Source organism: Kitasatospora sp. NPDC005748, assembly GCF_040630735.1.
In the GTDB taxonomy this organism is placed as follows: domain Bacteria; phylum Actinomycetota; class Actinomycetes; order Streptomycetales; family Streptomycetaceae; genus Kitasatospora.
In genome coordinates, this window is record NZ_JBEXYD010000050.1 from 34199 (window position 1) to 57231 (window position 23033).

General features: G+C 73.4%; 23 protein-coding genes. 15 read left to right on the plus strand and 8 right to left on the minus strand.

Going from position 1 to position 23033, the window contains the following annotated elements:
* Positions 1–9: 9 nt before the first annotated feature.
* Together ABZ495_RS28075 and ABZ495_RS28080 are read left to right on the plus strand one after the other, a co-directional pair.
* A complete protein-coding gene (locus ABZ495_RS28075) occupies positions 10–816 on the plus strand; it encodes a 3-oxoacyl-ACP reductase (protein ID WP_359807265.1) in 807 nt (268 codons plus the stop codon).
* Positions 817–959: 143 nt separating this feature from the next.
* Entirely contained in the window at positions 960–2162 is a 1203-nt protein-coding gene (locus tag ABZ495_RS28080) for a DUF2510 domain-containing protein (protein ID WP_359838709.1), read from the plus strand.
* 142 nt (positions 2163–2304) lie between these two features.
* Here the strand turns inward: ABZ495_RS28080 and ABZ495_RS28085 are convergent, their stop codons facing one another.
* From ABZ495_RS28085 to ABZ495_RS28095, 3 genes are all read right to left on the minus strand, one after another.
* Positions 2305–3228 carry a lytic polysaccharide monooxygenase gene (locus tag ABZ495_RS28085; protein WP_359807270.1) on the minus strand — a complete coding sequence of 308 codons (924 nt, stop codon included), beginning with the start codon at positions 3226–3228 and terminating at the stop codon, positions 2305–2307.
* Between the two features lie 249 nt (positions 3229–3477).
* Positions 3478–3936 carry a hypothetical protein gene (locus ABZ495_RS28090; protein ID WP_359807272.1) on the minus strand — a complete coding sequence of 153 codons (459 nt, stop codon included), beginning with the start codon at positions 3934–3936 and terminating at the stop codon, positions 3478–3480.
* Between the two features lie 97 nt (positions 3937–4033).
* On the minus strand, positions 4034–5266 hold the full coding sequence (locus tag ABZ495_RS28095) for an amino acid deaminase/aldolase (RefSeq protein ID WP_359807275.1): 1233 nt from the start codon (positions 5264–5266) through the stop codon (positions 4034–4036).
* A 117-nt stretch (positions 5267–5383) separates the two neighbouring features.
* On the opposite strand from ABZ495_RS28095, the gene ABZ495_RS28100 reads away from it, so the two are divergent.
* Positions 5384–6127, plus strand: a complete 744-nt coding sequence (locus ABZ495_RS28100) for an SseB family protein (RefSeq protein ID WP_329486879.1) — start codon at positions 5384–5386, stop codon at positions 6125–6127.
* 106 nt (positions 6128–6233) lie between these two features.
* Here ABZ495_RS28100 and ABZ495_RS28105 read toward each other — a convergent pair whose 3' ends face one another.
* On the minus strand, positions 6234–6611 hold the full coding sequence (locus ABZ495_RS28105) for a DUF1844 domain-containing protein (RefSeq protein ID WP_329486878.1): 378 nt from the start codon (positions 6609–6611) through the stop codon (positions 6234–6236).
* 483 nt (positions 6612–7094) lie between these two features.
* Between ABZ495_RS28105 and infC the strand changes: the two genes are divergently transcribed.
* From infC to ABZ495_RS28150, 9 genes are all read left to right on the plus strand, one after another.
* Entirely contained in the window at positions 7095–7817 is a 723-nt protein-coding gene (infC, locus tag ABZ495_RS28110; protein ID WP_359807314.1) for a translation initiation factor IF-3, read from the plus strand.
* Positions 7818–7956: 139 nt separating this feature from the next.
* Positions 7957–8151, plus strand: coding sequence for a 50S ribosomal protein L35 (rpmI, locus tag ABZ495_RS28115; protein WP_329486877.1), 195 nt, complete (start codon positions 7957–7959; stop codon positions 8149–8151).
* A gap of 109 nt (positions 8152–8260) precedes the next feature.
* The gene (gene rplT, locus ABZ495_RS28120; RefSeq protein WP_329486876.1) at positions 8261–8656 is read left to right on the plus strand and encodes a 50S ribosomal protein L20; all 396 of its coding nucleotides are present in this window, start codon (positions 8261–8263) and stop codon (positions 8654–8656) included.
* Positions 8657–8795: 139 nt separating this feature from the next.
* On the plus strand, positions 8796–9662 hold the full coding sequence (locus ABZ495_RS28125; RefSeq protein WP_359838711.1) for an RNA methyltransferase: 867 nt from the start codon (positions 8796–8798) through the stop codon (positions 9660–9662).
* A gap of 125 nt (positions 9663–9787) precedes the next feature.
* On the plus strand, positions 9788–10891 hold the full coding sequence (locus tag ABZ495_RS28130) for an ATP-binding protein (protein ID WP_329486874.1): 1104 nt from the start codon (positions 9788–9790) through the stop codon (positions 10889–10891).
* Between the two features lie 277 nt (positions 10892–11168).
* Positions 11169–12290, plus strand: a complete 1122-nt coding sequence (pheS, locus tag ABZ495_RS28135; RefSeq protein WP_329486873.1) for a phenylalanine--tRNA ligase subunit alpha — start codon at positions 11169–11171, stop codon at positions 12288–12290.
* Entirely contained in the window at positions 12290–14791 is a 2502-nt protein-coding gene (gene pheT / locus ABZ495_RS28140) for a phenylalanine--tRNA ligase subunit beta (RefSeq protein WP_329486872.1), read from the plus strand. The genes pheS and pheT overlap by 1 nt, the downstream gene beginning before the upstream one ends.
* 276 nt (positions 14792–15067) lie before the next feature.
* Positions 15068–15856 carry a chitosanase gene (locus ABZ495_RS28145; RefSeq protein ID WP_359807317.1) on the plus strand — a complete coding sequence of 263 codons (789 nt, stop codon included), beginning with the start codon at positions 15068–15070 and terminating at the stop codon, positions 15854–15856.
* Between the two features lie 93 nt (positions 15857–15949).
* Positions 15950–16681: a hypothetical protein gene (locus ABZ495_RS28150; protein WP_329486871.1), complete on the plus strand. Its 732-nt coding sequence runs from the start codon at positions 15950–15952 to the stop codon at positions 16679–16681.
* 404 nt (positions 16682–17085) lie between these two features.
* Here the strand turns inward: ABZ495_RS28150 and ABZ495_RS28155 are convergent, their stop codons facing one another.
* A complete protein-coding gene (locus tag ABZ495_RS28155; protein ID WP_329486870.1) occupies positions 17086–17955 on the minus strand; it encodes a 3-hydroxybutyryl-CoA dehydrogenase in 870 nt (289 codons plus the stop codon).
* A gap of 246 nt (positions 17956–18201) precedes the next feature.
* The gene (locus ABZ495_RS28160; RefSeq protein WP_352290988.1) at positions 18202–19140 is read right to left on the minus strand and encodes a polysaccharide deacetylase family protein; all 939 of its coding nucleotides are present in this window, start codon (positions 19138–19140) and stop codon (positions 18202–18204) included.
* A 256-nt stretch (positions 19141–19396) separates the two neighbouring features.
* Between ABZ495_RS28160 and ABZ495_RS28165 the strand changes: the two genes are divergently transcribed.
* Entirely contained in the window at positions 19397–20275 is an 879-nt protein-coding gene (locus ABZ495_RS28165; protein ID WP_329486868.1) for an SAM-dependent methyltransferase, read from the plus strand.
* Positions 20276–20462: 187 nt separating this feature from the next.
* On the plus strand, positions 20463–20969 hold the full coding sequence (locus tag ABZ495_RS28170) for an FBP domain-containing protein (protein ID WP_329486867.1): 507 nt from the start codon (positions 20463–20465) through the stop codon (positions 20967–20969).
* Positions 20970–21011: 42 nt separating this feature from the next.
* Here the strand turns inward: ABZ495_RS28170 and ABZ495_RS28175 are convergent, their stop codons facing one another.
* Together ABZ495_RS28175 and ABZ495_RS28180 are read right to left on the minus strand one after the other, a co-directional pair.
* A complete protein-coding gene (locus tag ABZ495_RS28175) occupies positions 21012–21386 on the minus strand; it encodes an RNA-binding S4 domain-containing protein (protein ID WP_359838713.1) in 375 nt (124 codons plus the stop codon).
* A 77-nt stretch (positions 21387–21463) separates the two neighbouring features.
* Positions 21464–21865: a VOC family protein gene (locus ABZ495_RS28180; RefSeq protein WP_329486865.1), complete on the minus strand. Its 402-nt coding sequence runs from the start codon at positions 21863–21865 to the stop codon at positions 21464–21466.
* A 98-nt stretch (positions 21866–21963) separates the two neighbouring features.
* Here ABZ495_RS28180 and ABZ495_RS28185 point away from each other — a divergent pair.
* Positions 21964–23033: methyltransferase (locus ABZ495_RS28185; RefSeq protein ID WP_359838715.1), on the plus strand; the 1070-nt coding region annotated here is incomplete at its 3' end.

Genomic DNA, 23033 nt, shown 5'->3' on the forward strand with positions numbered 1-23033 from the left:
GAGCCAGCCATGAGCGAGAAGCCTGCCGCGGCCGGGAAGGACGGCCCGGTCTGCCGACGCCTGGTCGGCCGTACCGCCGTGATCACCGGCGCGGGCAGCGGCATCGGCCTGGCCGCCGCCCGCCGGCTCGCCTCCGAGGGGGCGAAGGTCGTGTGCGCCGATGTCGACGAGCCGACCGGCGAGGCGGCCGCCCAGGAGGTCGGCGGCCTCTTCGTGCACACCGACGTGACCGACCCGTACATGGTCGAGGCGCTCTTCGACCAGGCCTACGAGACGTACGGCAGCGTGGACGTCGCCTTCAACAACGCGGGCATCTCGCCGCCCGAGGACGGCTCCATCCTGACCACGGAGCCGGCCGCCTGGCGCAGGGTCCAGGAGGTCAACCTGACCTCGGTCTACCTCTGCTGCAAGGCGGCGCTGCCGTACATGCGGCGGCACGGGCGCGGTTCGATCATCAACACCGCCAGCTTCGTGGCCCGGATGGGCGCGGCCACCTCGCAGATCTCCTACACCGCCTCCAAGGGCGGGGTGCTGGCGATGTCCCGCGAGCTGGGCGTGCAGTTCGCCCGCGAGGGCATCCGGGTCAACGCGCTCTCGCCGGGGCCGGTGGACACCCCGCTGCTGCGCGAGCTGTTCGCCGCGGACCCGGAGCGGGCGGCCCGCCGGCTGGTGCACATTCCGCTCGGCCGCTTCGCCCGGCCCGAGGAGATCGCGGCCGCGGTCGCCTTCCTCGCCAGCGACGATTCGTCCTTCATCACGGCGAGCGAGTTCCTGGTCGACGGAGGCATCGCCGGTGCCTATGTGACCCCGGTCTAGAGTCGATCCGGGGCCGACCGGGGGCTGATCCGGGGCCGATCGGGGCCTTCGTTCGGCCTTCTCACCGTAATCTCATGGAGAATGCCGGAAATCGGCGGTCGCGCTGATATCGCGTTTATCCGGCTGCCTTTAGATTCTCTGACGTGAGCGAGCAGATTCCCGCCGGGTGGTACCCGGACCCGAAGGACACCACCAGCGATCCGCGACCGCAGCGCTGGTGGGACGGTAAGGGCTGGACGGCCGACACCCGGCCCGCACCCTCGGACGCCCCGCCGGAGCCGGTGGCTCCCGCGGCCCCGGGGCCGGACGAGACCGCCGAGACCCGGGTGCTGGAGGGGGAGGTGCTGGGGAGCGGGCCGACGGTCCGCTACCCGGAGCCGCCCCCCTTCGGCGCCGCCTACGGCGCCATCGCACCCCCGGCGCCCACGACCAGGCGCAGGCCGTCCAAGCTGGTGATCGCGGCCACCGTCGCGGCCCTGCTGGGCCTCGGCGCCGGCTCCGGGATCACCTACCTGGCGATGGACGGCCACGGCGAGCCGCGTGCCACGCACCGCACCTCGCGGCAGGCCCCGCCGATCGGCGAGGAAGGCCCGTGGGGCGGTCTGCCCGACCTGGGCGGCCCCGGTAACGACGGTGGCCAGGGCGGCAACGGCGGAAGCGGTCAGGGCAACGGCAACGGCAACGGCAACGGCAACGGCGGCAAGGGCAACGGCCAGGGCCGGGGCAACGGCGGCAGCGGCCAGGGCAACGGTGGCCAGGGCAACGGCGGCCAGGGCAACGGCGGGAACGACGGCACCTCCCAGGGCAGTGACACCGCCGCCGACCTGGTGAACCGGATCACCCTGCCCGTCCCCTCCGGCTGGCAGGGCGGTACCACCCCGGACGGCTTCGCCGCGCTGAGTGTCGGCGCCTACACCTGTGACGGGGGCGGCAGCTGCTCGCTGGGCGGTGCCAACACGGGTGTGGTCGCCGGCGGCACCGACGTCCAGGCGGCGGCCAAGGCCGACATCGAGAAGGCCGCCAAGGACTCGTACAACGACCTCAACTCGCACCAGGAGCTGAAGTCCGAGGCGGTCAAGGTCGACGGCCGGGACGGCTACCTGGTCCGCTGGAAGGTCGACGCGGCGAAGGGCAACGACGGCTACGTGCAGACCGTCGTCTTCCCGTCCACCGACGGCAAGTCGCTGATCTCCGTCCACCTCGGCTTCGACATCGCCGACAAGGCGCCCGACGTCGCCGTGATGGACACCATCGTCAAGGGCATCGCCGCCTACACCGGCAAGCTGCCCGCCTTCCCGGGCGGCGGCGCCGGCCCCGGCGGGGGCACCGGTACCGCCACCACCTGATCGCACCGCTCCGCTCACGTACGGCGGCCCACCCGGACACGTCCTCCGGGTGGGCCGCCGCCGTGTTCACACGCCGAGCTGGGGATCGCCTGGGCCGGACCGCACGGGGGGCGGTGTGCGGTCCGGCCCAGGCCTCCGGCGGTCAGGAGTCGCGTCGAACAGCCTCGAAGCGACGGCGCCGGAGCACCATGCCGGCCCAGCCGACGCTGATCGCGGCGGCGCCGGCCAGCAGCAGCGGACCGGTGGGCGAGCCGCCGACGGCCGCGCTGGCGGTCGGCACCACCGCGCCCGCCGGCTCGTTCGCGTTGCCGCCGTGCCCGTGGTGGGAAACGGTGGACCGGGACTGGCCGGCGGCGATCTGCGCCTCGCTCGGCGCGGCCGGGGCCTGCGCGGCGAGCGCCGACACGGGCTGGTCCACGGCGGCCGCCGTCTTGCCGAAGTCGACGTCGGAGCAGCTGTAGAACGCCTCCGGGCTGTCGCTGCGCTGCCAGACCATGTACAGCAGCTGGCGGCCGGTGCGCTGCGGCAGCGTCCCCGTGTAGGTGTAGTAGCCGTCGGTGGCGGTACGGGTGACCTGCACCTGGGCGACCGGGGCCGACTCCAGGTCGGACCACTTCAGCGGCTTGGTCGGGTCGTAGCCGGCCTTGGTGATGTAGACGGTCTGGGTGCCGACGTGCGCCGCGGTGACGCGGAACTTGAAGGCGAACGAACCGGCGCTGACCGGGGTGGCCGGCCAGTCGGTGCGGGGCATGTCGAGCGCCTTGTACTTGTCGCGGTTGGCCGAGCAGAGCTTGCCGTCCGGGATCAGCGCCTGGTGGTTGCCGTTCGCGTTGGCGATGTTGACCTCGTTCCAGTCGTACAGCGGCTGGGTGCCGCTCATCGCCACGAGGTCCTTGCAGACCTGGGACTTGGGAGTCTCCGGCCCTTCGGCGTAGCAGGCCGCGATGCGGCTGACCGGGTTGGTCATGGCACCGTGGGCGCTGGCGGTGCCGGCGGCGGTCGTCGAAACGGCGAGGACCGCGGCGCCTATGACGCCGAGGGACAGAGCGCTTCTCTTGATGGACATGGGGTGGGGACTCCTTGACCGTGTTCCGGGCCGAGAGTGTGGGGGAGTGGGCACGTCTGCCCGGGGCCCGCCGGCCCGGCGCGCGGGGCCCGGGCTGAGCGTATGATTGGACTAGACCAACTGGCAATAGCCCGTTGTGGCGTACTTTTTGACGGACTGTAGCCGTACGCGCAGCACAGAGGCCCGGGGGGCGCCGGAGTTCGGGCGCCCCTCGGGCCTTCTTAAGGTGGGGGAAAGGCCGGGAAAAGGTCAGCGGCCGCCGGAAGGCCGGCCCGGGCCCTGCCCGTACTGGTGGAAGTGCGCGCCCCCGTGCACGTTCTTGGCCTGGATCACCATGCCGTGCATCGTTCCGCCGGTGATGGTGTTGTTCAGGGACTCGCCGCCCGGTGCGGGCAGCCGCGGCTCGAACTCCGCCAGGATGGCGCGGAGTTCGTCGGCCACCTCGGGGTTCTCCAGGAGTGCCTGGCGGAGCCGGCCGCGCCAGGTGCCGGTCAGGTCGTCGACGGCCCCGGTGTCACCGGTCTCCCGGGCGCGGGCGATGACCGTCCGCGAGCGCTCCAGGGCCGCGGCCTCCGCCTCGTCGGTCTCGCCCCGCCCGAACAGCGCCGCGAAGCGCGAACGCGCCTGGTTCCAGGCCTCGGTGGCCATCAGCCCGACCAGGGTGGTGGCACCCGAGGTCACCAGCCCCTGCACGATCTCGGCCTCCATGGCCCCCCCTGACGTCGCGTCCGGTCCTGTCGAGAACCACCGTAGGGCAACGAGGGCGCCGCGGCGGCCCGTTCGGCCGTGGTGGCGTACCCGGTGGTCAGAGGAAGGTCCGCTGCTCGCCCCGGTAGGTCGGGACGGTGCGCACCACCCGCTCGCCCTCGATCAGGTGCAGCTCGGCGAAGCGCTCGCACAGCTCGCCCGCCTTGGCGTGCCGGAACCAGACCCGGTCCCCGATCAGCAGGTCGTCGGCGGCCGCGCCGAGCAGCGGGGTCTGCACCTCGCCGGCCCCCTCCATCGGGTCGTAGCGCAGCCCGGGCGGCAGGTGGGGCACCGGCGAGCGGTCCGGCCCGGCCGCGCCGGAGGCCGGGTAGCCGCCGCCGAGCACCGTCACCACCCCGAAGCCGGGCCGACGCACCACCGGCTGGCCGAACAGCGCGGCCGGCCGGCCCCGGAACGAGCGGTAGTTGTCGAACAGCCGCGGCAGGTACAGCCCCGAGCCCGCCGCCACCTCGGTGACCGCCCGCTCCGCCACGGTCGACTCGACGCTGCCGGTGCCGCCGCCGTTGACGAACTCCAGCTCGGTCACCCGGCGCAGCCGCCGGACCGTCGCCGCGCGCCGCTCGGCCAGCTCGGCCCGGGCCTTCGCCTGCATCAGCCGGATCATCCGGGAGCGCACCGGCCGCCCGGGCACGCTGTCGCCCACCCCGGCGATGTGTCCCTCGTAGGCCATCAGCCCGACCACCCGGAACCCGCGGCGGCGCTGCACCAGCTCGGCGAAGGCCCCGAGGTCCTCGGGCGTGCGCATCGGCGAGCGCCGGGCGCCGACCCGCACCCGCCCGCCGAACAGTTGCAGCGCGGTGTCCAGCTCCAGGCAGACCCGGACCTCGGCGGGGCCGGTCCGGGCCGCGTCGATCAGGTCGAGCTGGGCCGGGTCGTCGACCAGCACGGTGACGGCGGCGGCCAGCTCCGGATCGCCGGTCAGTTCGGCGAAGCCGGAGCGGTCCGTCGAGGGGTAGGCCAGCAGGACGTCGCGGACGCCCGTGCGGGCCAGCCAGAGCGACTCGCCGAGGGTGAAGCTCATCACCCCGGCGAAGCCGTCCATGGTCAGCACCCGCTCCAGCAGGGCGCGGCAGCGCACCGACTTGCTGGCCACCCGGACCGGCTTGCCGGCCGCCCGGTGGACCAGGTCGGCCGCGTTGGCGTCGAAGGCCGCGAGGTCGACGACGGCCACCGGGCCGTCGAGATGGGCGGTGGCCCGGTCGTACCGGGCTCGGTCGGCGGCCGGCGAGGGCACGGCGGCGGTACGGGCAGCAGCTTCGAGCGTGGCCATGGGCGCAGAGTGCCACACCCCGCTACCGGTGGGTAGGCCTGCGGCGGACGATCCACCCCGACGGCGCGGATCCGCCTCGCCCCGGCGGCGGGTGTGAGGTGGCATAGGGTCGGCCGGGTGGACCGCAAGAACATTCCGAACCCAGGATTCGCCGCCGACGACGGCACCGCCGACCCGGCACTCGCCGAGGCGCTCGCGCGCTGGTCGCAGGAGCCCGGGGCCGAGCCGGAGGTGCTCGCGGCGCTGACGCCGACCCGGCTGATGGTCCCGATCGTCGCCGTCCTCGGCGAGGTGGAGCTGGACGAGCACGGGCACAAGCACGAGAAGACCAGTGACATGGCCGTCCCGGTGATCGAGGCCGCGGACGGCCGGCGGGCGCTGCCGGCCTTCACCTCGATGGAGGCGCTGACCCGCTGGCGCGCCGACGCCCGCCCGGCACCGGTCGCCGCCCCGCAGGCCGCGATGGTCGCCTACTCCGAGCGCGCGGACACCCTGCTGATCGACCCGGCCGGCCCGGTGCCGTACCGGCTGTCCGGGGCCCGGCTGCGCGCGCTGGCGGAGAACCGGCCGTACCTGCCGCCGGTGCGCGACCCCGAGGTGCGCGAGGCCGTCCGGGCGCTGCTGGCGGCCGAGCCGCAGGTGGTGAGCGGTCTGCTGGCGCCCTACCAGGAGGGGGACGGCCTGCTCGCGGTGGTGCTGGACCGGGCGCTGGACCAGGAGGCCGTCCAGGCGGCCGCCCGGCGGATCGGGCAGGCGGTCGCGGCCGACCCGGTGCTGCGGGTCCGGCTCGACCGGGGCCTGAACCTGGCCGTGCTGCCGGCCGACTCCGCGTTGCCCGGCGAGCCGCTGTACCGCCGCTAGCGGTGCCCGGCCCACGCGCGGCGCCCGGCCCACGCGCGGTGCCCGGCCCACGCGCGGTGCCCGGCCCACGCGCGGTGCCCGGGCACCGCCCGTGTCCCGGTGGGGTTCAGGCGTAGACCGGCCCGGTGAACTTCTCGCCCGGCCCGGTGCCCGGCGCGTCCGGCACGATGGACGCCTCGCGGAAGGCCAGCTGGAGCGACTTCAGGCCGTCCCGCAGCGGGGCGGCGTGGAAGTTGCTGATCTCGGGGGCACCGGCGGTGACCAGCCCGGCCAGCGCGGTGATCAGCTTGCGCGCCTCGTCGAGGTCCTTGTCGGCCTCGCCGCCCTCGGCCAGGCCGCACTTCACGGCGGCGGCGCTCATCAGGTGCACCGCGACGGTCGTGATCACCTCGACGGCGGGGACTTCGGCGATGTCCCGGGTGAGGTCGTCGAAACCGATCGCCTCGTCGTCCGCGGCGGGGTTCTGGGTGGGCTCGCTGCTCAAGGGGGGCTCGTTCCGTCGTGCCGGTGTCCGTACCCGAGGAGCGTACAAGGGGGCCGGCCGGGGGCCGGGCCGTGGGGAGCGAGGGGCGGAATACCGGGCGCGGCCGAAACGCTGTATGCTTCGAGACTGACCGGCCAGGAGCTCCTGAGGAGCGCCCGGCCAGCAAGAGGAGGCTCCACCCAGGAGGCCCGAGAGGGCAACCGCGAAAGTCTCCCACCCGATCGGCCTCACGGTCGACGGGTCCCGGTCCGCGACGGGCGCCCAGGCGCCGAGTCGCCCGCTGCACCCCTCACCGGGTGCAGCCCCCGGTTGTGTGGAGCCCCGCTTGTACCGAGCGGGGCTTTTTTCGTGTCGCGGTGCATGCAGTGCCAATCAGCAAGGTAGGCAGCGCAGCACGAATGAAGCCCCGCCCAGTGGTCGAGTCCACTACGTGCGACCGCCGTCCGACGGCCGCATCGCAGAAGGTGCAACCTAGGAGGCCCCATCAGCACCGAGCCCCGCATCAACGACCGGATTCGCGTCCCCGAGGTGCGACTCGTCGGTCCCAGCGGCGAGCAGGTCGGCATCGTGCCGCTTGCCAAGGCGCTGGAGCTCGCGCAGGAGTACGACCTCGACCTCGTCGAGGTCGCGGCGACCGCCCGGCCGCCGGTGTGCAAGCTCATGGACTACGGCAAGTTCAAGTACGAGTCGGCCATGAAGGCCCGTGAGGCGCGCAAGAACCAGGCGCACACGGTCATCAAGGAGATGAAGCTCCGGCCGAAGATCGACCCGCACGACTATGACACCAAGAAGGGTCACGTCGTTCGGTTCCTCAAGCAGGGCGACAAGGTCAAGATCACGATCATGTTCCGCGGTCGCGAGCAGTCGCGCCCCGAGCTGGGCTTCCGACTGCTGCAGCGGCTGGCCAACGACGTCCAGGACCTGGGCTTCGTCGAGTCCTCGGCCAAGCAGGACGGCCGAAACATGATCATGGTTCTCGGCCCGCACAAGAAGAAGACCGAGGCGATGGCCGAGGCCCGCGCGATCGCGGACGCCCGCAAGGCCGAGCGTCAGGGCCGCACCCCCGGCTCCGACGCCGCCGAGGCCGACGAGGACGCAGCGCTTGAGGCCGAGAACGCCGCGGCCGAGGCGGAGGCCGACGAGGCCGACGCCGAGGACGACGCCGCCGAGGTCGAGCAGCCGGCCGAGGCCTCCCAGGACGCCTGAGCCTTCACCGGCCAGGGCGGTTCGGGAGACCGGCCACCAAGGTGAACGGGCGTCCGCCCGGTCATCGCAGATCCATCCTTCACGCCCGCGCGGCGCACACCGCGCGGGCGTGGACGGACCGACGAGGAGATACGGCGAAATGCCGAAGCAGAAGACGCACAGTGGCGCCAGCAAGCGCTTCAAGATCAGTGGCTCTGGCAAGGTGCTGCGCGAGCGCGCCGGCCGCCGCCACCTCCTGGAGCACAAGCCCTCCACGCTGACCCGCAAGCTGGCCGGCACCGTCGTGGTGGCCCCCGCCGACGCCAAGAAGATCAAGAAGCTTCTCGGCAAGTGATCGCCCTCCCGCCCGGCGCGAGCCGTGAGCGGGGCAGCTGATCCTTCCCGACCCATTCGAATGACGGACCGCGTGAAGTAGTCCGTGGTCCAACCCAAGGAGTAATCAAGTGGCACGCGTCAAGCGGGCAGTCAACGCCCACAAGAAGCGCCGGGTCATCCTGGAGCGCGCCAGCGGCTACCGGGGCCAGCGCTCGCGCCTGTACCGCAAGGCCAAGGAGCAGGTCACCCACTCGCTGGTCTACAACTTCAACGACCGCAAGAAGCGCAAGGGCGACTTCCGTCAGCTGTGGATCCAGCGCATCAACGCTGCGGCCCGTGCCAACGGCATCACCTACAACCGCTTCGTGCAGGGACTGAAGGCCGCCAGCGTCGAGATCGACCGCAAGATGCTGGCCGACCTCGCGGTCAACGACCCGGGCGCGTTCGCCTCGCTCGTCGAGGTCGCGCAGAAGGCGCTGCCGGCCGACGTCAACGCCCCGAGGGCCGCCGCCGACGCCGCCTGATCCTCCTGGATCGGCCTGATCCCCCCGGGATCGGTTCGTCGCACCGACCGGACCCGCAGGCTCTCCCTGCGGGTCCGGTTTTGCGTTTCCCCGCCACAGTCCCTGCACGCCACCGGCGCCCCGCCTCAGAGACGAGACCATGTCGAGCACCGACACCCCCCTGCTGACCTCCCTGCGCTCGCCCCGCGTCGTCGCCGCCCGCCGGCTCGCCAAGCGGAACCAGCGCACCAAGGAGCGCCGCTTCCTCGTCGAGGGCCCGCAGGCCGTCCGGGAGGCCGTCGCGTTCGGGACGCTGCCGGGCACGGCCGACCCCGCCGTGGTCGAGGTCTACACGACCCCCGAGGCCGCCGAGCGGCACGCCGGCATCGTCGCCGCCGCCCGCGCCGAGGGGCTGCCGGTGCTCACCGCCACCGACGAGGTCATCGCGGACATCTGCGACACCGTGACCCCGCAGGGCATCGTGGCGCTCTGCCGGTTCATCGACACCCCGTTCGCCGAGGTGCTGGCGGCCCGTCCCAAGCTGGTCGCGGTGCTCGCCCACGTGCGCGACCCCGGCAACGCCGGCACCGTGCTGCGGACCGCCGACGCGGCCGGCGCGGACGCGGTGGTGCTGACCGACGCCTCGGTGGACCTGTACAACCCGAAGGCCGTGCGCGCCTCCGTCGGCAGTCTGTTCCACCTGCCGGTCGCCGTCGGCGTGCCGGTGGAGGAGGCGGTCGGCCGGCTGCGCGAGGCCGGCGTGCGGGTGCTGGCCGCCGACGGCGCGGGGGAGCGCGACCTCGACCAGGAGCTGGACGAGGGCACGCTGGGCGCGCCCGGCGCATGGGTGTTCGGCAACGAGGCCTGGGGGCTCCCGGAGGAGACCCGCGCCCTCACCGACGAGGTGGTGCGCGTACCGATCCACGGACACGCCGAGAGCCTCAACCTCGCGACGGCCGCCGCCGTCTGCCTCTACGCCTCCGCCCGGGCGCAGCGCTCGCCCGGCGGCTGCCGGGCGCGGGCGTAGGCCGTACCCGGACGCTCCCGGAAGTCGTCATCGCGACGCCGCGGGCCCTACTGCGGGGGGCCGCGAGACGCTAGGGTCTGCCTCGGTGGGGGGAAAGACACGGTGGGTAATCGGGGAGGACACCCATGGTCGGCAGCGGGCCAGAGCTCGACCCGGACGACCTGCCGGACGGCCTGGTGGTCGCCGACGCCCTGGGCCGGGTGGTCTGCTTCAACCGCACCGCCGCCCGGCTGACCGGCATCCTCCAGGAGGCCGCGCTCGGCAGCCCGCTGGAGCACGCCCTCCCGCTGGAGGACCTGGACGGCCGCCGCTGGTGGCAGCTGACCGACCCGTACGGCGGCCTGGCGACCCGGACCAGCCAGCCCGAGCGCAATCTGCTGCTCCCCGGCGGCCGCGAGGTGCTGGTGTCCGCCCGCTACGTCCGGACGCGCCCGCAGGCGCCGCTGGAGCGGCTGGTGATCGCGCTGCGCGGCACCGAGGCCCGCCGGCGGACCGAGCGCAGCCACGCCGAGCTGATCGCCACCGTCGCGCACGAGCTGCGCTCGCCGCTCACCAGCGTCAAGGGCTTCACCGCGACCCTGCTGGCGAAGTGGGAGCGGTTCACCGACGGGCAGAAGCGGCTGATGCTGGAGACCGTCGACGCCGACGCCGACCGGGTCACCCGGCTGATCGCCGAGCTGCTGGACATCTCCCGGATCGACGCCGGGCGGCTGGAACTGCGCAAGCAGGTGGTCGACCTGGCCGCCTCGGTGCGCCGGCACGTGGACCGCAAGGTCGCCACCGGCATCCCCGAGGACCGTTTCGACATCCGGATCAGCGAGCCGCTCACCGTGCTCTGGGCCGACCCGGACAAGGTGGACCAGGTGCTGGCCAACCTGCTGGAAAACGCGGTGCGCCACGGTGAGGGAACTGTCACGATCGAGGTGGCACCGGCCAAGGAGGTCGTCGAGGCACCCGTCTGGGAGCGCTCCGGCACTCCGCCCCGAACTGTGGAAGGCACCGCGGTCACCGTGAGCGATGAAGGCACCGGCATCCCCGAGGACTCGATGCCGCGCGTGTTCACCCGCTTCTGGCGCGGTTCCAAGCGCGGCGGCACGGGCCTGGGCCTCTACATCGTCAAGGGCATCGTGGAGGCCCACGGCGGCTCGATCCGCGTCGACCGCGCGCCCGGCGGCGGCGCCCGGTTCCGATTTATCCTGCCCGCCGGCGTGCCCGACTTCATGCTCTGACGGAGCCTGGAGGCAGCCGCACCGGGCTCCGGGGCGGCGCCGCCGCCCCTGGAGCCCGGTGCGGATCGGGAGGCCGGACGGGCTTGACGGCAGCCGCACCATGCGCTGCGACTACACTCGACCTTTGGCGTTGTGGGACGCCCTGCGCGGCCGTGCCGCGGACACCCCTTCCGAGCACCTGCGGCGGGGGCTGCCCGTGCCCCGGCCACGCCGGGCGTCACGCGAAGGCACGAGCCCTTACCTGAGCACGGACGAGCAGGAGCACGGGAAGATAGAGATGTCGGCACCCAACAAGTCGTACGACCCGGTCGAGGTCGAGGCCCTCAAGCCCGAGGTGGTGGAGCAGGCGCGGGACGAGGCCGTCCGGGCCTTCGCCGCCGCCACCAGCCTCGACGAGCTGAAGCAGGCCAAGGTCGCCCACACCGGCGACCGCTCCGCGCTCTCCCTCGCCAACCGCGAGATCGGCGCTCTGCCCCCACACGCCAAGGCCGCCGCCGGCAAGCTGATCGGCCAGGCCCGCGGCGCCGTCAACCAGGCCCTCGCCCGGCGCCAGGCCGAGCTGGAGGCGGAGCGCGACGCCCGCGTCCTGGTCGAGGAGGCGGTGGACGTCACGCTGCCCTACGACCGGACCCCGCGCGGCGCCCGCCACCCGCTGACCACGCTGGCCGAGCGCATCGAGGACACCTTCGTCGCGATGGGCTACCAGGTCGCCGAGGGCCCCGAGGTCGAGGCCGAGTGGCTGAACTTCGACGCCCTCAACCTGGGACCGGACCACCCGGCCCGCTCGATGCAGGACACCTTCTTCGTCCAGGCCCCGGACGGCTCCGCCGACTCCGGCGTGGTGCTGCGGACCCAGACCTCCCCGGTCCAGGCCCGCACCATGCTCGACCGCGAGCCCCCCATCTACGTGGTCTGCCCCGGCCGGGTCTACCGGACCGACGAGCTGGACGCCACCCACACCCCGGTCTTCCGCCAGGTCGAGGGTCTGGCCGTGGACGAGGGCATCACCTTCGCCGACCTCAAGGGCACCATCGAGCTGCTGGTGTCCAAGCTGATCGGGGACGGCCTGGAGCTGCGCTGGCGGCCCTCGTACTTCCCGTTCACCGAGCCGAGCGCCGAGATCGACCTGCAGTGCTTCGTCTGCCGCGGCGAGAGCGTCGGCAACCCGGACCGGCCCTGCCGCACCTGCTCCTCCGAGGGCTGGATCGAGCTCGGCGGCTGCGGCGTGGTCAACCCGCGGGTGCTGGTCGCCTGCGGCATCGACCCGAGCCGCTACAGCGGGTTCGCCTTCGGCCTGGGCCTGGAGCGGATCCTGATGAACCGTCACAACGTCGCCGACATGCGCGACATGGTCGAGGGTGACGTGCGCTTCACCCTCCCGTTCGGGATGGAGATCTGATGCGCGTCCCGCTTTCCTGGCTGCGCGAGTACGTCGACCTGCCGGCCGGCGAGACCGGCCGCGACGTGGCGGAGCGACTGGTCCGGGCCGGGCTGGAGGTCGAGACGGTCGAGCAGATCGGCGGCGACCTCAAGGGCCCGCTGGTGGTCGGCCAGGTCCTCTCCATCGAGGAGCTCTCCGGCTTCAAGAAGCCGATCCGGCACTGCTTCGTCAACGTCGGCGACGCCAACGGCACCGGCGAGCCGCAGGAGATCGTCTGCGGCGCGACCAACTTCGCCGTCGGCGACAAGGTCGTCGTCGTCCTGCCGGGCGCCGTGCTGCCCGGCCCGTTCCCGATCGCGGCCCGCCAGACCTACGGCCACACCTCGGCCGGCATGATCTGCTCGGCCCGCGAGCTGGGCATGGGCGACGACCACGACGGCATCATCGTCCTCCCGCCGGAGTACGAGCCTGGCACCGACGCCGTCGAGCTGCTCCAGCTCGTCGACGAGGTGCTGGACATCGCCGTCACCCCGGACCGCGGCTACTGCCTCTCGATGCGCGGGGTGGCCCGCGAGGCCGCCGCCGCGTACGGGCTGCCGCTGGCCGACCCGGCGCTGCTCGACGTGCCGCCGGCGAACTCCTACGGCTACCTGGTCAAGGTCGCCGACCCGGCCGGCTGCGACCGCTTCGTGGCCCGCACGGTGATCGGCCTCGACCCGACCGCCAAGTCGCCGATCTGGCTCCAGCGCCGCCTGCAGAAGGCCGGCATCCGGCCGATCTCGCTGGCCGTGGACATCACCAACTACGTGATGCTGGAGGTCGGCCAGCCGCTGCACGCCTACGACAAGCAGCGCGTGGACGGCCCCATCGTGGTCCGCCGGGCGGAGCAGGGCGAGACCCTGACCACCCTCGACGGCGTCGCGCGCAAGCTCTCCGCCGAGGACCTGCTGATCTGCGACAACAGCGGCCCGATCGGCCTGGCCGGTGTCATGGGCGGTGCCTCCACCGAGATCCTCGACCCGGCCGCCGGTCCGGGCACCACCGAGGTGATCATCGAGGCGGCGCACTTCGACCCGGTCGTGATCGCCCGCGGTGCCAAGCGGCACAAGCTGCCCTCCGAGGCGTCGAAGCGCTTCGAGCGCGGCGTCGACCCGGAGGCCGCCCGCGCCGCCGCGCAGCGCGCCGTCGACCTGCTGGTCCTGATCGCCGGCGGCACCGCCGAGGCCGGGGTCACCGACATCGCGGCCCCGCACCCGGTGCGCACCATCACCATCGCCGCGGACCTGCCCGACCGCGTCGCCGGCACCGCCTACGGCCGGGAGACCGTCACCCGGCGGCTCCAGGAGATCGGCTGCTCCGTCGCGGGCGCCGACGTCCTGGAGGTCACCCCGCCGACCTGGCGCCCCGACCTCACCGACCCGTACGACCTCGCGGAGGAGGTCATCCGCCTGGAGGGGTACGACAATGTCCCCGCCCGGATGCCCACCGTGCCGCCGGGCAAGGGCCTGACCGAGGCCCAGCGCACCCACCGCCGGGCCGGTGTCGCGCTGGCCGGCGCCGGCTACGTCGAGGTCAACAACTACCCGTTCGTCGGCGAGGCCGCCTTCGACGGGCTCGGCCTGGAGAAGGACGACCGGCGCCGCCGCACGGTGAAGCTGGTCAACCCGCTCAACGACGAGGAGCCGGCGCTGCGCACCACGCTGCTGCCGGGCCTGCTCGGGGCGCTGCGCCGCAACGTCGGCCGCGGCAACACCGATCTGGCGATCTTCGAGACGGGTACCGTCTTCCTGCCCAAGGACGAGCAGTCCGTCGCGCCGCGCCCGGCCGTCGACCGCCGTCCGAGCGACGAGGAGCTCGCCGCCCTCGACGCCGCCCTGCCGGACCAGCCGCGCCGGATCGCCGCCGCCCTCGCGGGCGAGCGGGTGCCGTCCGGCTGGTGGGGCAAGGGCGCCCCGGCCTCCTGGGCCGACGCGATCGAGGCCGCCCGTGCGGTGGCCCGTGCGGCCGGCGTCGAACTGGCCGTCCGCCAGGGCCGGCTGGCCCCGTGGCACCCGGGCCGCTGCGCCGAGCTGGTGGTCGCGGGGACCGACCGGGTGGTCGGTCACGCCGGTGAGCTGCACCCGCGCGTCGTCAAGGCGCTCGGTCTGCCCGAGCGCACCAGCGCGATGGAGGTCGACCTCGACCTGCTGACCGCCGACGGCGCCGTCCGGGTCTCCGGCCCGGCCGTCTCCGCGTTCCCGGTCGCGACCCAGGACGTGGCGCTGATCGTCGACGGCGCCGTCCCGGCCGCCGAGGTCGAGGCCGCGCTGCGGGCCGGCGCCGGCGAACTGCTGGAGGCCATCAGGCTGTTCGACGTCTTCACCGGCGAGCAGGTCGGCGAGGGCAAGAAGTCGCTGGCCTACGCGCTGCGCTTCCGCGCGGCCGACCGCACGCTGACCGCCGACGAGGCCAGCGCGGCCCGCGAGGCGGCCGTGGCCGAGGCCGTCGCCCGGACCGGCGCGGTGCTCCGCGGCGCCTGACGCGCATCCCGGGGGAGGGCCCCGTCGCCGGTTTCCGGCGGCGGGGCCCTTCGTCGTCCCGGCGGTGGCGGTCCGGCCGGTGCGGCTGACCTGGCTCTTTGAGGAGTTTCCGTCAAAACCCTTGCGGAGCGGGGATCGTGGGCGCTATTCCTTGGTTAGGAAAGTTTCCTAACTCCCGGTCGACGGCATCCCCCCGCCGTCCCCCCACGGAACACGGAGCGTCAGATGCACCGTCCCCAGCACCGCACCGTCCGGATAGCCCTCGCCGCCCTGCTGATGGCCGCGCCCGCCACGGTCGCGGCCGCCGGCGCAGCCCACGCGGCGCCGACCGCGGCCGTCGTCCAGGCCAAGGCCGCCGGCCTGGACGACCCGCACAAGAAGGACATCGCGATGCAGCTGGTGTCCAGCGCCGAGAACTCCTCGCTGGACTGGAAGTCGCAGTACAAGTACATCGAGGACATCGGTGACGGCCGCGGCTACACCGCCGGCATCATCGGCTTCTGCTCGGGCACCGGCGACATGCTCGACCTGGTCGAGCACTACACCGACCTCAAGCCGGGCAACGTCCTCGCCAAGTACCTGCCGGCGCTGCGCAAGGTGAACGGCACCGAGTCGCACGCGGGCCTGGGCAGCGCCTTCGAGAAGGACTGGGCCACCGCGGCCAAGGACGGCGTCTTCCAGCAGGCGCAGAACGACGAGCGCGACCGCGTCTACTTCAACCCCGCCGTCAGCCAGGCCAAGTCCGACGGCCTGCGCGCGCTCGGCCAGTTCGCCTACTACGACGCCATCGTCATGCACGGCCCGGGCACCAGCTCGACCAGCTTCGGCGGGATCCGCAAGACCGCCATGAAGAAGGCCAAGACCCCGGCCCAGGGCGGCGACGAGGCCACCTACCTCAAGGCCTTCCTGGACGCCCGCCGGGCCGCCATGAAGACCGAGGAGGCGCACTCCGACACCAGCCGCGTCGACACCGAGCAGCTGGTCTTCCTCAACGCCAAGAACTTCGACCTCAACCCCCCGCTCAAGTGGAAGGTCTACGGCGACAGCTACAGCATCAACAGCTGACCCGTGCCGACCGCGGAGGCCGTTCGCCCGGCCTCCGCGGTCGCCCCGTTTATCGGGTGACACCCCGCCATGATCGCTGATACGTTCGACGACGTGGCAAAGCTGAACCAGATCATCGCCGTCGAAAAGGGCGTCAAGTCCAAGTCCTTCCAGGAGCTGACGCAGTCCCACCAGGACTTGCAGAAGCCCGCGCTGCTGGCCGGCATCTCCCGGACGTACCAGCCCAAGGACGAGGAGGGCGAGCAGCTCCCCCCGGAGTCCACCCGCGTCCAGGTGAAGGCCGAGGACGTCCTGCGGACCACGTCCGCGACGCTGTCCCGGCTGTTCGACGTCACCGCGACGAAGGACTGGGCCAACACCGAGGCCCGCGCCGACGTCGTGGTCGACGGCCGGACGCTGGTGGCCCAGGTGCCGGTCACCTACCTGCTCTTCCTGGAGAAGCAGCTCACCGACCTGCGCACCTTCGTGCGGAAGCTGCCGGTGCTGGACGCCGCCGAGGCCTGGAACCACGACGCCTCGACGGACTCCTGGAAGACCGAGGCGGTGCGCACGATCCGCACCAAGAAGGTGCCGCGCAACCACGTGAAGGCCGAGGCCACGGAGAAGCACCCGGCGCAGGTCGAGGTGTACTACGAGGACATCGCGGTCGGCTACTGGACGACGGTCAAGTTCTCCGGGGCCCTTCCGGCCCGGCGGGTGAACGAGCTCCTGGAGCGGGTCGAGAAGCTCCAGCAGGCCGTCCAGTTCGCCCGCGAGGAGGCCAACGGCTCGGAGGTCACCGACCGCCGGGTCGGTGAGGCGGTGTTCGGCTACCTGTTCGGGTAGCCCCCAGATCGCCCCCGTATGAGAGCGGGGGTGGCGCGAAGAGCGCAAGCTGATACTGAGGTTGAAGCTGATATCAGGGGAGAATGTGGAGGTTCGAGTCCTCCCTCCGGCATTTCGCGCCGGAGTGGCCCAACATGGCAGAGGCGCCCCTGTAAGACTCAGACTCTCGCTCCAGGCTCAGCATTCGCCGCCGAGCGCCGGATCGACCGGGTGTGTGCTGTAAGCGTCGGATGCGGGTTCGACTCCCGTCTGCGCCTCTATCGTGGCGCGGTAGCTTCAATGGCAAAGCGCGATGCTGTGAGAATGACCCACACCCTTAAACGTGCCGGTGCAAGCAATTGGGTGGCACCTCAGGGGCCCGGGTAGCTGGATACCGCTCCCGGGCCCCGTCACCGTTCCCGGGTTCAGACGCTCGCGGTGTAGTCGTAGAAACCGCGGCCGGACTTGCGGCCCAGCAGGCCCGCGTCGACCATCCGGGAGAGCAGCGGGGGAGCGGCGAACAGCGGCTCCTTGTACTCGTCGTACATCGACTCGGCGATCGACACGATGGTGTCCAGACCGATCAGGTCGCACAGCCGCAGCGGGCCCATCGGGTGGGCGCAGCCGGCCTCCATGCCCTTGTCGATGTCGGAGGCGGTCGCCACGCCCGACTCGAACATCCGCACCGCCGACAGCAGGTACGGCACCAGGAGCGCGTTCACCACGAAGCCGGCCCGGTCGCGGGCGCGGATCGGCTCCTTGCCCAGCACCTCGGAGGCGAAGGTCTCGACCCGCTCGGTGGTGGTCGCCGAGGTGGTCAGCGTCGGGATCACCTCGACCAGCTTCTGCACCGGCGCCGGGTTGAAGAAGTGCAGGCCGATCACCTGCTCCGGGCGCGAGGTGGCGGCGGCCAGCTTCACGATCGGGATCGACGAGGTGTTGGAGGCCAGGATGGCGTCCCGGCGCTCGACCACCTGGTCCAGCGTCTGGAAGATCTGGACCTTGATGTCCTCGCGCTCGGCGACCGCCTCGACCACCAGGTCGCGGTCGGCGAAGTCGGCCAGGTCGGTGGTGAAGGACAGCCGGGCCATCGCCCCGTCGCGGTCCTCGGGGCTCAGCTTGCCCCGCTTGACCGCCGTCTCCAGGGAGTTGGTCAGCCGGGTGCGACCGAACTCCAGGGCCTCCCCGCTCGCCTCCGACACCAGGACGTCCAGCCCCGCCCGGGCGAACACCTCCGCGATGCCCGACCCCATCAGACCGCAGCCGATCACTCCGACGCGCGCGATGTCACTCACTCAGTTGCCCTTCGGTGGTGCCGGGGGTCTCCCAGCGACAGGTGTCCCAGCAAGCTGCTGTTCAGCGGGCGGGCGCACCGATAGGTGTGCACCGGTGCACCGCCCCGACGACGTTACTACTCCGTACCCGTCGGTAGGTCATCCCCTCCCAGGCTGAACCGGGTCCGCGGGCGCTGCTCCGAAGGGGTGGGCCCGGGTCGCGGGACCCGTGCGTCCGGGTGCCGGCGCACCCGCCGCCCGCAGGGCTCAGGCGCAGAGCCGGCTGGCGGTGACCGGCGCGAGCCCCGCCCTGGTGAGTCCGTCCAGGATGCCCGGCAGCGCGTCCACCGTGCACTGGTGGCCCATGTGCAGGGCGACCACCGAGCCGCCCTTCACCGAGGCGAGCACCCGGCGCTGGAGTTCCGCGGCGCTCGGATCGCTGTAGTCGCGCGGGTCGACGTCGAAGGAGAGCACGTGCTCGTACCCGACCGCCCGGGCCTGCTCGCGCACCATCGGCGTGGCGTACTGGGCGGCGGAGGGCCGGAACCAGCGGCCGATCGAGCCGGTGAGCCGTTGCAGCCGCTCCGCGCACTGGGCGATCTCGGCGCGCGCCTGGTCGGGGCCCATCGCGGAGATGTTCTGGTGGTTCTGGGTGTGGTTGCCTAGTTCGTGGCCGCCGTCCAGGATCCGGCGGGCCATCTGCGGCTGCTGGTCCAGCCAGCTGCCGACGGCCATCACGGTGAGCGCGGCGCCGCGCTGTTCGGCGATCTCCAGCAGGGCGGTGGCGATCCTCGGGTCGCCGCTGCCGTGGAAGGTCAGGGCGACGTTGCGGCCGGTCCGCGGTCCGTACGCGACCTCGACGGGGGTGCCCGGGGCGAGCGGCGTGAGGGTGGGCGGGACCGGCGGCGCCACGGTGGTGGCGGCCGCGGTGGGGGAGGCCGCCCCCTGCGGTCCGGCCGGGGCGGTGGGGTCCGGGGCGGGGGAGGCGGCGCCCTCGCCGGCCGCCCAGGCCGGGTCGACCGCCGCCGGGTCGCCGCCGGCCGGGTCCACGGTGCCGGGGTGGACGGCGAGCGCCCCCGGGTCGGCCCGGCGGGGGGAGGTCCCGGCGCAGGCCGCGAGCAGGCCGCCGACGGCGGTCAGGGCGGCGAACCTGGCGGTGGCGCGCAGGACGGTGCGGCGGTCGGCGGTCATCCGGTCGGCAGTCATCGGCAGCCAGCATAGAGACGGTGAAACCCCGGGGCGATTCGAGCGCGCCGACCCGACCCGCCGGGAGGACGTGCCCGCACCACGGCCGGGGAGCTGCGGAATCCTGAACTCCCGCTGTCTCCACGGCGTGTCGTCGGATACGATCACCGCGCGCCGCGTGGTGGGCCCGGCAGGCCGGGCCGCCCGCGCAGCGCGGCGCTCCGGCGCCGTGACGGGCAGGCATTCCGGCAGTGGGCTTGAGGGGGCGGAAAGCAGGATGCACGAGGACACCGCGACGACCGACGTCGGTACGGACTGGGACTGGGTGAAGGCCGAGGACTGGCAGCCGCCGACCGAGCTGGACACCGGAGTTCCGCACACCGCCCGGATGTACGACTACTACCTCGGCGGCAAGGACAACTTCGAGGCGGACCGCAAGGCCGCCGAGGCCGCGATAGCGGCCTACCCCGCGCTGCCGCTGCTGGCCCGCACCAACCGCGAATTCCTCGGCCGCGCCGTCGAGTTCGTGGCCGGCCAGGGCATCCGCCAGTTCGTCGACATCGGTACCGGCATCCCCGCCGTCGGCTCCACCAGCGAGGTGGCCCGCCGGGCCGCCCCGGACGCCCGCGTGGTGTACGTCGACAACGACCCGATCGTGGCCACCCACGCCCGCGCCCTGTTGGCGAGCCACAAGGCCGGCCACACCTCCGTCATCGAGGCCGACCTCCGCGAGCCGGCGACCATCCTCGACCACCCCGGCCTGCGCGCCGCCGTCGACCTGGACCGGCCGGTGGCCCTGATGCTGGTCGCGGTGCTGCACTTCATCCGCGACGAGGACGGCGCCCAGGAGATCGTCCGCACCCTGCGCGACGCGCTCGCGCCCGGCAGCGCGCTGATCCTCTCGCACGGCAGCCCCGACTTCGCCTCCCGGGAGAGCGCGGCCGAGGGCACCCGGATCTACCGGAGCGCCAGCGCGCCGCTGGTGCTGCGTCCGCGCGCCGCCGTCGAGCCCTTCTTCGGCGACTTCGGGTTCGCCGGGCCCGGTCTGGTCCAGCTCCCGCTCTGGCGCGCCGGGGCCGGCCACGTCCCGACCGACGAGCTGCCCGCCGGCTGGCAGGACGTCTCCGCCTACGCGGGTGTCGCCTTCAAGGCCTGAACCACCCCTCGGGGGCCCGCGCCGTGCGGCCCCGACCACCGTGCGGACGGCCGGCCCCGGTGTCCGTGCCGGGCGCGGGCCCCGACCCGTCCCGGGCCGCAGGCGGGCGCATCGGGTGGCGCACAGCGGGGCGCTTCGGTGGAAAATGCCGCGACCGCCCGGCGCGCTCGGTGTTACGTTGCGAATCATGAACCCCCTGAGCGAGAACGAGATCCGCGGCTCCTTCGTCAACTGTTCCAAGGGCGAGGCCCGTCGGCTCAACCTGCCCCGGGGTCTGGCCGAACTCCCGTGGGAGCACCTGGACTTCCTCGGCTGGCGGGATCAGGGCGCGCCCGACCGCGGCTACCTGGTCGCCGAGCACGGCGGCGAGCTGGTCGGCGTCACACTGCGGGTGCCGTCCGTGCGCCGCAGCCTGACCAAGACCAACGTCTGCTCGCTCTGCCTCTCCGCCCACGCGGGCTCGGGCGTGGCGCTGCTGGCCGCCCGCCGGGCCGGCGTCTCCGGCCGCGAGGGCAACACCGTCGGCACCTACATCTGCGCCGACCTGGCCTGTTCGCTCTACCTGCGCGGGCTGAAGAAGTCCGCCCTGGTCAGCCGACCCGAGGAGTCGCTGTCGCAGGAGGAGCTGGTGGCCCGCACGGTGGCGAACCTGGACGCCTTCCTGGCGAAGGTCCTCACCGACACCCCGGCCTGAGACCGCCGGGCCCGGGGCGGTCCGCCGGCCGTGCCGCGTCCGCTAGCCGTGCCGCAGCTGGTCGAGCTCGCGGCGGTCCCGCTTGGTGGGCCGGCCGGCGCCCCGGTCGCGCTCGCCGGCCGCCGCCAGCAGTTCGCGCGGCGGCCTCGGCGGGCTGTTGTCCACCAGGCACTCGGCCGCGACGACCGCCCCGACCCGCTTGCGGACCAGCCGCTTCACCACGACGATCCGCTCGAAGCCCTCCTGGCGCACGCGCACCTCGTCGCCGGCCTTCAGCGCCTGCGCGGGCTTGACCCGCTCGCCGTTCACCCGGACGTGTCCGGCCCGGCAGGCGACCGCCGCCAGCGCGCGCGTCTTGGTGAGCCGCACCGACCAGATCCAGCTGTCCACCCGGACGCTTCCCTCGTCTTCGACCATCCTCCGAGCCTACCCACGGCCGGCCCGGCGCCGCGCCGGGGTCTGCGCCGGGCTCCGGGCCGGCGAGGGCGCCGGGGTCAGCCGGGCGGCGACTCCTGGACCGCCCAGCCGTTGCCGTCCGGGTCGTTGAAGAAGACGAACGAGTTCCACGCCCCGCCGCGGCCGTCCACCCGAGCGCCGTCCTCGAAGTGCTGGACCGGGCTCACCTCCACGCCCCGCGCCACCAGCTCGCCGTGCGCCTTGACGATGTCCGGCACCACCAGCTGCAGGCCCTTCACCGAGCCCGGCGGCGCGTCCGTGACCCCGGTGCCCACCACGATCGAACAGCCGGAGCCCGGCGGCGTCAGCTGCACCACCCGGACCCCGTCCCGGATCCGGGTGTCGTGGTCGACGGTGAAACCGGCCTGTTCCTCGTAGAAGATCTTGGCCCGGGCCACGTCCGACACCGGGACCACCACCACTTCGAGCTTCCAGTCCATGGCCCAATCCCCTTCCGGTCAGGACCTTCCGGTCGGGCCCCTCCAGTATCGGCCGACCGGACGGTCGGCGCCCGGTGGTCGGCTAGCCTGAGATCACGATGAACCGCCTCAGCACGCCCACCGCCGCGACCCCCTTCACCACCCCGTGGGGCACCTTCGACCTCACCCGCTTCCCGGAGGACCCGCGCGAGCGGCTGCGCGCCTGGGACGCCGCCGACGAGTACCTGCTGCGCCATCTCGCCGGGGAGGCGGACAGCGCCCAGGGCGCGGTCACCGAGCTCACCGGCCGCACCGTCGTCGTCCTCGGCGACCGCTGGGGCGCGCTGACCACGGCGCTGACCACCGCGCTGTCCTCGGCCCCGACCACCGGGACGGCCTCGGCGCCGGCCACCGGGACGGCCCCCGTGCCGGCTCCCGCCCCGAGTACCGCGCCGGTCCAGATCAGCGACTCCCACCTCGGCCGGCAGGCCACCCTGGCCAACCTCGCCCGGGCCGGCGCCGCCCCCGACGCGACCCGGTTGCTCACCACCCGCGACACCCCGCCCGGGCGGGTCGACGTCCTGCTGGTCCGCGTGCCCAAGAGCCTCGCGCTGCTGGAGGACCAGCTGCACCGCCTCGCGCCCGCCGTGCACCCCGGCACGGTGGTGATCGGCACCGGCATGGTCACCGAGATCCACACCTCCACCCTCCAGCTCTTCGAGCGGATCCTCGGCCCGACCCGCACCTCGCTCGCGGCCCGCAAGGCCCGGCTGATCTTCTGCACCCCCGACCCGGCGCTCGACCCCGGCCCCAACCCCTGGCCGCACCGCTACGCGCTGCCCGGCGACATCGGCCCGGCCTCCGGGCGCACGGTGGTCAACCACGCCGGTACCTTCTGCGCCGAGCGGCTCGACATCGGCACCCGCTTCCTGCTCGGTCACCTGCCGGTGGCGGCCCCCGGGGCCCGGGTCGTCGACCTCGGCTGCGGCAACGGCGTGGTCGGCACCGCGGCGGCGCTCGCCAGTCCCGGCGCCGAGCTGGTCTTCGTCGACGAGTCCCACCAGGCCGTGGGGGGGGGGGGGGGGGGGGGGCCGCCGCGGCCCCCCCCCCCCCCCGGGCGCGCCCCCCCCCCCCCCCCAGCCCCCCCCACCCCCCCCCCCGCCGCCCCCCCCGCCGGCACTGAGATGTT